At 75.7% G+C, this 7910-nt stretch carries 5 protein-coding genes and 1 pseudogene; 4 read left to right on the top strand and 2 right to left on the bottom strand.

Annotated features, from left to right (window positions below):
- Positions 1-308 (top strand): annotated as a pseudogene (locus tag ACWD4U_RS30525) (hypothetical protein); the annotation flags it as partial.
- A gap of 123 nt (positions 309-431) precedes the next feature.
- On the top strand, positions 432-1646 hold the full coding sequence (locus ACWD4U_RS30520) for an ROK family transcriptional regulator (protein WP_363459845.1): 1215 nt from the start codon (positions 432-434) through the stop codon (positions 1644-1646).
- A 29-nt stretch (positions 1647-1675) separates the two neighbouring features.
- Here the strand turns inward: ACWD4U_RS30520 and ACWD4U_RS30515 are convergent, their stop codons facing one another.
- Positions 1676-3673 carry an alpha-amylase family protein gene (locus ACWD4U_RS30515; RefSeq protein WP_363459844.1) on the bottom strand — a complete coding sequence of 666 codons (1998 nt, stop codon included), beginning with the start codon at positions 3671-3673 and terminating at the stop codon, positions 1676-1678.
- 53 nt (positions 3674-3726) lie between these two features.
- Positions 3727-4386 carry an SDR family NAD(P)-dependent oxidoreductase gene (locus ACWD4U_RS30510; protein WP_363459843.1) on the bottom strand — a complete coding sequence of 220 codons (660 nt, stop codon included), beginning with the start codon at positions 4384-4386 and terminating at the stop codon, positions 3727-3729.
- A gap of 198 nt (positions 4387-4584) precedes the next feature.
- On the opposite strand from ACWD4U_RS30510, the gene ACWD4U_RS30505 reads away from it, so the two are divergent.
- Complete coding sequence (locus ACWD4U_RS30505; protein WP_363459842.1) at positions 4585-6963, top strand: glycoside hydrolase family 95 protein; 2379 nt, start codon at positions 4585-4587, stop codon at positions 6961-6963.
- A gap of 150 nt (positions 6964-7113) precedes the next feature.
- Positions 7114-7878: a FadR/GntR family transcriptional regulator gene (locus ACWD4U_RS30500; protein ID WP_363459841.1), complete on the top strand. Its 765-nt coding sequence runs from the start codon at positions 7114-7116 to the stop codon at positions 7876-7878.
- The last annotated feature ends 32 nt before the right edge of the window (positions 7879-7910 follow it).

Below are 7910 nucleotides of genomic sequence, written 5' to 3'. Positions count from 1 at the left end.
TCGCCGCCGACGACTCCCGCCCGGTCTCCGACTGGGCCGACGGCGTCACCCTGCTGGTGCACGCGTTCGCGGACGGCGCGGAGCGCACCGTCGTCATCCCGCGCAGCGACGGCCCCGGCGAGAGCGCCCGCTTCCGCCTGCGCCGCACCGGCGACCGCCTGCACGTCACCACCGACAGCCCCGCCGCGTGGACGCTGCGCCTCGGCGGACCGGACGGGCCGGTGCACGCCCACCCGGCGGGAACGGCGGAGGCCGAGCTGCCCTACCCGGGGGTCCAGACCGACACGCCCGGGAGCGACGGGGGGTGACGACAGGCGGGTAGCGGAGGCGCCGCTCACCGCCCGCGACGGGCCGCGGCCCCGGCCCGTCGCGGCGCAGCGATACGCTGCGGTGGGCGGCGATGCCCGGGATCGGCGGAACGGGGACGGCAGATGGCGGCGGACGGCGCGGCGGTGCGCAAGCGGAGCGGCGAGCCCGTCTCCCAGCAGGACGTCCGCCGGCGCAACCTCGCGCTGGTGCTCGGCTCGGTCGCCGCGCAGCGCCTGCCCTCCCGCTCGGACGTCGCCGGGCACACCGGCCTCACCAAGGCGGCCGTCTCCTCGCTGGTCGACGAGCTGATCGAACGCGGCGCCCTGACCGAGGTGGAGACCGCGCCCGACGGCCGGGTCGGCCGTCCCGGTCGGGCCCTGGCCGTCCGCGACCGGGGCCCGGCCGGCCTCGGCCTGGAGATCGGCGTGGCCCACCTCGCCGCGTGCGTCACCGACCTGCGCGGCGAGGCGCGGGTGTGGCGGCGGGTGGACGGCGCCAACGCGGGCCGCCCCGCCGCCGAAGTGCTCGCCGACGTCGCGGCGCTCGCCGCCGAGGCCGAGGCCGAGGCGGCCGACCTCGGCCTGCACGTCGCCGGCCGGGTGCTCGCGCTGCCCGGCGTGGTGCCGAACGAGCCGCGCGGGCTGGTCGAGAACGCCCCCAACCTCGGCTGGCACGCCGTCCGCCCCGCGGACCACTGGCCCGGGCCGACGCCCGCGCCCACGGTGGAGAACGAGGCCAACCTCGGCGCGCTCGCCGAGTACTGGCACGACGAACGGCAGACCGGCACGCTCGTGCACATCTCCGCCGAAGCGGGCATCGGCGCCGCCCTGGTGGTCGACGGCATCCTGTTCCGGGGCGCGCGCGGCTTCGCGGGCGAACTCGGCCACCTCCCCGTCGACCCGGCGGGCCCGCGCTGCGCCTGCGGGTCGCTCGGCTGCCTGGAGCAGTACGCCGGGCAGGCGGCCGTGCTGCGCGAGGCCGGACTTCCCGCATCGGCCGGGGACCACGTCGCCCTGCTGGCCGAGCGGGCCGCCGCCGGGGACGCCGCCGTGCTGCGGGCCCTGGACCGGGCGGGCCGGGCGCTGGGCCTGGCCCTGGTCTCGGCGGTCAACCTGATCGACCCCGACGGGATCGTGCTGGGCGGCACCTACGCGGAGCTCGCCGACTGGCTGCTGCCGTCCGTCCGGGCCGAGCTCACCGCCCGGATCACCGTCCGTCCCTGGGCCGCGGAGACCCTGCGGGCCTCGGCGCTCGGCCGGCGCGGACCGGTGCTCGGCGCCGCCCTGGTGACGGTCCGTCAGCTGCTGGCCGACCCCACGCTGCTGCCGTCCGGCTGAGGCCGGCAGCAGCGCGGCGGCGCCCGCCGTCAGTCGTGGTCGACGACCAGCATGGCGTGGCCGTCCAGCGAGGTCACCCGGACGTGCAGGTACCCGCCGTCGTGCTCCCAGGCGACGTCCTGCCCGGCGGGCTGCAGCCGCACGGCGCGGGGCGCGGCGGGCAGCCGGAGCGAGAGCGGGACGTCGACCAGCGGGAACGGGTCGTGGACGAGGTCGAGCCCGGGGGTCTCGCGGGAGGGGACGAAGCTGGTGAGGTGGACGACGGTGCCGGCCGGGGTGCGGACGACCGAGGTCTCCAGGTGGGTCGGGCCGCCGGCGCGCAGCAGCGGGTCGGGGAGCAGGCGGTCCAGGACGGCGCCGAGCAGCAGGCGGTAGGCCTCCAGGCCGTGCTCGTGGAAGGCCGACAGCAGCGGCACGGTGATCGCGGCGACGCGGTCGCCGACGGCGGCGGCGACCTCGTCGGTGAGGTCGGCGGGCGGGGTGTAGGAGTGGCCGCAGAAGCGGTCCCAGGTGCGCGGGAAGTAGGGGGCCACCAGCCGGGCGAGGACCTCGGAGCCGGGCCGGGGCCGGGCGGTGAGCCGGGAGCCGTGGCTGATCACGGGGAAGTCCTCGGGGACGCCGGGCACACCGGTGCAGGCGAGGAACACCTCGCCGTCCGGGGCGGGCGCCAGGTCCTCGACGGGCAGGTCCGGGAAGACCGGCGCCGCCTCGTCGGTCAGCAGCGACCGGCCGACCAGCAGCACGGCGCCGCCGGCCGCGCGGTACTCCCGCAGGCACGCGGCGAGTTCGGCGTCGACCGGGGCCGACTCGGGGACCACGACGACCCGGTAGCCGGAGAGGTCCGAGGTCGGGAAGACGATGTCGAACTGGACCCGCAGCTGCTGCAGCGCCCGCACCGCGCCCATGCAGTCGGCGCCGGGGTGGTCGCCGAGCGCGGGATCGGTGAGCAGCGCGACCTCGGTGGCGACCTGCCCGCCGTCCACGAACGGCTCGCACGCGGCGACGTGCCCGTAGACCGAGCCGATCAGGTCGTAGACGGCGGGGGCGAGCGCGCCGCGCGGGTGCAGGACGTCGCCGATGCCGCTGGTCAGGCCGTTGGAGAGCATCTGGCTGGTCTCGTAGAGCAGCGCGGCCCGGGGCTTGAGCGCGGCGTTGTCGCCCCAGCTCTCGTGGAACCGGCCGGTGTGGCTGAGGGTCGGCAGGCCCAGCGGGCGCACGAAACGGGCCACGTACGGGAGGAAGGAGTAGCCCCAGCCGCCGGTGGGCAGGCCCTCGATCTCGGTGTGGCGGACGTACGGGCGCTCCTCGGGCAGGCCCGCCTTCGGGCGGCTGTTGAACCAGGCGCCCTGGGCGGCGCCGTCGGGCAGCGCCTTCTCCACCATCGCGGAGTAGCGGGCCATGTAGCGGCGGGCCACCAGGGTGGCGTAGCGGGCCCGGTGGTCGGCGTCGGCCGGGTCCAGGCCCTCGCGGCGCATGCCGTCGACGGCCCAGCGGCTGACGCTGGGCTGGTCCCAGCACATGTCGATGAAGACGCCGTCGACCGGGGCGAAGCGCCGCAGCACCTCGTCCAACTGGTCGGCGAAGTAGTCGGCGTAGGGGCTGGACATGTCGAGGATGCTCCACGCCGCCTCGAACGCGGAGGCGCTCCAGCGGGCCAGTTTGAGGTCCTCGCCCACGGCGAGCCACTCGGGGTGCTCGCGGGCGGCGTACTCGTCGACCTGGAGGGACAGGTAGATCGGGGCGCGGATGCCGACGGCGTGCAGCGCCCGGACCTGTTCGGCCAGCAGGTCGAGGTCGGGGGACAGGCCGGGGTGGCGCTCGGGGCGGTCGGTGCCGTAGTAGAGGCGGCCGTGGTGGCACTTGGCGAAGACGGTGACGCTGTCGACGTGCGCCTCCTGGAACGTCCGGGCGAACGCCACCGGGTCGAAGTCCCGTCCGACGTCGGGGATCTCGGGGGAGGTGTGGAAGTCCAGGTGCACGGTGCGGCGCGGGAAGCGGCGCGGGTCCGGCGGAGTCTGGTGCGGCATCGTGGTCCCTTGGTGAGCGGGCGCGGGGCCCGGAGTGCGGGGGTGGCCGTCGGTCAGTCGCCGCGGACCCGCGGGCCGCCCGTCCCGCCCTCGGCGACCAGGTCCGTGCCGGTGGCGGCAGCCGCGAGCGGACTGGCCAGGTGGGCGATGGTGGCGGCCACCTGCTCGGCGTCGGCCGTGCCCGGGTTGACGCAGGTGACGCGGATGCCCTCGCCCGCCAGGTCGGCGGCCATCGCGCGGGTCATCGACAGGACGGCGCCCTTGGACGCGGAGTACAGGACGCGCTCGGACACGCCGGTGGTGGCCGCGATCGAGCAGGTGTTGACGACCGCGGGGGCGGCGGAGCGCCGCAGGTAGGGCAGGGCGGCGCGGGTGGAGCGGAGCACGCCGATCACGTTCACCTCGAACACCCGGCGCCAGTCCTCGTCGGGGTCGTCCCCGATACCGCCCTGCGCGTCGACCTCGGCGGCGTTGACCAGCACGTCGATGCCGCCGAGCAGTTCGGCGGCCCACGCCACACTGGCGCGCACCGACTCGTGGTCCGCGACGTCGACGTGCGCCTTGATCAACGGCTCGGGCACGCCGTCCGGCCGCAGGTCCAGGCAGGCGACCCGGGCCCCGCGGGCCGCGAGCAGCCGGGCGGTGGCGAGCCCGATCCCGGAGGCCCCGCCGGTGACGACGGCGGCCAGGCCGGCGAACTCTGGTTCGTTCACGGTCCCTCGCTCGGATCGGATGGATACATGGGATGGATTTATACGGGCGGGCGACAGCCCTCGTCCAGGGGTCGGACCAGAGAGGTTCCAAACAGGCAGGTCAGCTAGGCGAGTTGAGGATCGGTCGATCGACCGCAGTGCTCCCGTTTCCTTCTCAGACATAGGATCACCTGTTAGGTTGGCGGCGTGGAGGACCTCATGCTGACTGACGCTCACCGCAACCCCGACCACCTGCTCTGGTACCGCAGCCCCGCCGCCTCCTTCCTGGAGGCGCTGCCGCTCGGCAACGGCGCGCTCGGCGCCACGGTGTACGGCGGGGTGGACACCGAGCGGCTCGAACTCAACGCGGACACCCTGTGGTCCGGCGGCCCCGGGCCCCGCGACCGGGTCGGCGCCGCCGCCCACCTGCCCGAGCTGCGTGCCGCGGTGCTGGAGCGAAACGACGCCGCCGAGGCGGACCGGCTCGCCGCCGCGCACTTCCAGGGCCCGGACGTCGAGGCGTACCAGCCGCTCGCCGCCCTGGAGTTGGCGTTCGCGCCCGGCGCCGACCAGGGCGCCGACTACCGGCGGGAACTGGACCTCGGGACGGCCGTGCACACCGTGGAGTACGCCGCCGGGGGAGTCCGGTACCGGCGGGAGGGCTTCGTCTCCGCCCCGGCGGGCGTCCTGGCGGTGCGGCTCACCGCCGACACCCCCGGCGCGCTCACCTTCCGGGTCGGGCTCGGCACGCCGCACCACGGGACGCGCACCACCGTGGAAGCCGAGCCCGGCGGTCTGACGATCAGCGGCCGCGCCCCGGTGCGCGTCCCACACGAGCCCGACGTGAACGCCGCCTACACCGAGGGCGAGGGCACCGGCTTCGCCGCCGCGCTCCGGCTGCGGGCCACCGGCGGCCGGATCACCGCGGACGGCGACGGCCTGGCGGTGACCGGCGCCGACGAGGCGGTGCTGCTGCTCGCCGTCGGCACCGGCATCCGGGACTGGCGCGAGAAGCCCGACGGCCCCGAGGCGGCGCTGGCCGCGGCCCGCGGCCGACTGGAGGCCGCCGCCGGCCGGGACTACCACGCGCTGCGCGCCGAGCACCTGACGGACCACCAGCGACTCTTCGACGCCGCCACCCTGGCCCTGCCCGGACCCGCCGCGGCGGCGCACCTGCCCACCGACGAGCGGCTGGCCGCCGCCAACGCGGGCACCTCGGACCCGGGCCTGGCGGCCCTGCTGTTCGCCTACGGCCGCTACCTCCTGATCGCCTCCTCGCGGCCCGGCACCCAGCCCGCCAACCTGCAGGGCATCTGGAACCCGTTCCCGACCCCGCCGTGGAACTCCAACTGGACGTCCAACATCAACGTCCAGATGAACTACTGGCACGCCGAGACCACCGGCCTCGCCGCCTGCCACGAGCCGCTGTTCGACCTGGTCGCCGACCTCGCCGAGGCCGGCCGGAACACCGCCCGCGCCTACTACGACGCCCCCGGCTGGTGCCTGCACCACAACGTCGACGTGTGGCGCGCCACCAACCCCGTCGGCGGCCTCCCGGTCTGGTTCCACTGGCCGATGGGCGGCGCCTGGCTGTCCGCCCACCTGTGGGACCACCACCTGTTCCACGGCGACCGCGCCTTCCTCGCCGACCGCGCCTACCCCGTCATGCGGGAGGCCGCCCGGTTCGTCACCGCCATGCTGGTCGAGGACGGTGACGGCACCCTGGTGACCTGCCCGTCCACCTCCCCCGAGCACCACTTCCGGCTCCCCGACGGCACGCTCGCGGCGGTCGGCGCCGGCACCGCGATGGACCACTGGCTGGCCGCCGAACTGTTCGACACCACCGCGGCCGCGGCCCGCGAGCTGGACGTCGACCACGCCTTCGCGGCCGAACTCGCCGCCCTGCGCGCCCGGTTGAGGCCCCTGGCGATCGCCGCCGACGGACGACTGCTGGAGTGGTCGCAGGACCTCCCCGACGAGGACCCGGGCCACCGGCACCTCTCCCACCTGTACGGCCTCTACCCCGGCAGCGCCGTCGACCCGCTCACCGACCCGACGTACGTCGAGCCGGCCCGCCGCGCCCTGGACCGGCGGCTGGAACACGGCGGAGGCGGCACCGGCTGGAGCCTGGCCTGGGTGGCGGCGCTCGCCGCCCGCCTCGGCGACGGCCCGCTCGCCGGGCACGCCGTCGAGCGGCTGCTCGCCACCTCCATCGCGCCCAACCTGTTCGACCTGCACCCGCCGCAGCTGTTCCAGATCGACGGCAACTTCGGCATCGCCGCCGCAATCGCCGAGACGCTGCTGCAGAGCCACAACGGCATCCTGCGGCTGCTGCCCGCGCTGCCGCCGGGCTGGCCCGACGGCGAGGTGCGCGGCCTGCGTGCCCGCGGCGGGGTCGCCGTCGACCTGACGTGGCATCAAGGCGCTTTGGTGGAAGCCGAGTTGCGTGCCGATCGGGATGCCGACGTCGAGCTGCACCTGCCCGCGGGTGCAGGCCGGCCCGTGGCGTGCGGCGAGGGGGACCTCACCGGGGACGGCCGGCGCCTGCGGCTGCGCCTGACGGCCGGTCAGCACCTGCGGCTGGCCTTCCCCGCGTAGTGTCCTCGGCTGTCGGCCTCTTGAGACATCCGATGTATTGTCAGGTCTTGGGTTGCAGTGACCTGCCTGGAGCGGGAAATGTGCAGGTCGAGATGGCTTGAGCGGAAGCGAGGGCTTCTCAGACATGGGATCACCTGTTAGGTTGTCGCCGTGTCCCTGACTGACAAGGCCATCGCGCGCATCCGGGAGTCGATCCGGGACGGCAGCCTCCCGCCCGGATCGAAACTGCCGCCGGAGCCGGTGCTGGCCGCCGAGCTCGGTCTCTCGCGGAACCTGATGCGCGAGGCCGTCAAGGCACTGGTGGTGGCGCGCGTGCTGGAGATCCGGCGCGGCGACGGCACCTACGTGACCAGCCTGGAGCCGGACGTGCTGCTGGCCGGCCTCGGCGGCGCGGTGGAACTCCTGCAAGGGGACACCGTGCTGGAGCTGACCGAGGTCCGCCGGTTGTTCGAGCCGGCCGCGACGGCGCTGGCCGCCGCCCGGATCACCGACCAGGACCTGGCGCAGGTGGCCGGGCACCTCGCGGCCATGCGCGCCGCGCGCCACGACGTCGCGGAGTTCAACCGCCACGACGCGGCCTTCCACCGCGCGGTGGTGCGCGCCACCGGCAACGCCACGCTGGCGACCCTGCTGGAGCACATCTCGGGGCGCACCCTGCGGGCCAGGATCTGGCGCGGACAGTCGGACACGGACGCGGCCGGGCGGACCCTCGCCGAACACGAGGCGATCCTCGAGGCGCTCACCGCCCGCGACCCGCACCTCGCGCAGGCGGCCGCCCTCCTGCACGTCACCACCACCGAGCGCTGGCTGCGCGCGCACCTGGCCGCGGGGGACCGCGTCCCGGCCGGCACGGGCTCCGGCGGCACGGTCTCCGACGTCGCGCAGCCGCAGCCGCAGCCGCAGCCGGAGTCCTGAGCGCCGACCCGTCGTCACCCACCCACCAAGGA

This window comes from Kitasatospora sp. NPDC002522 (assembly GCF_053595195.1).
This window is presented reverse-complemented; position numbering and strand designations above follow the sequence as displayed.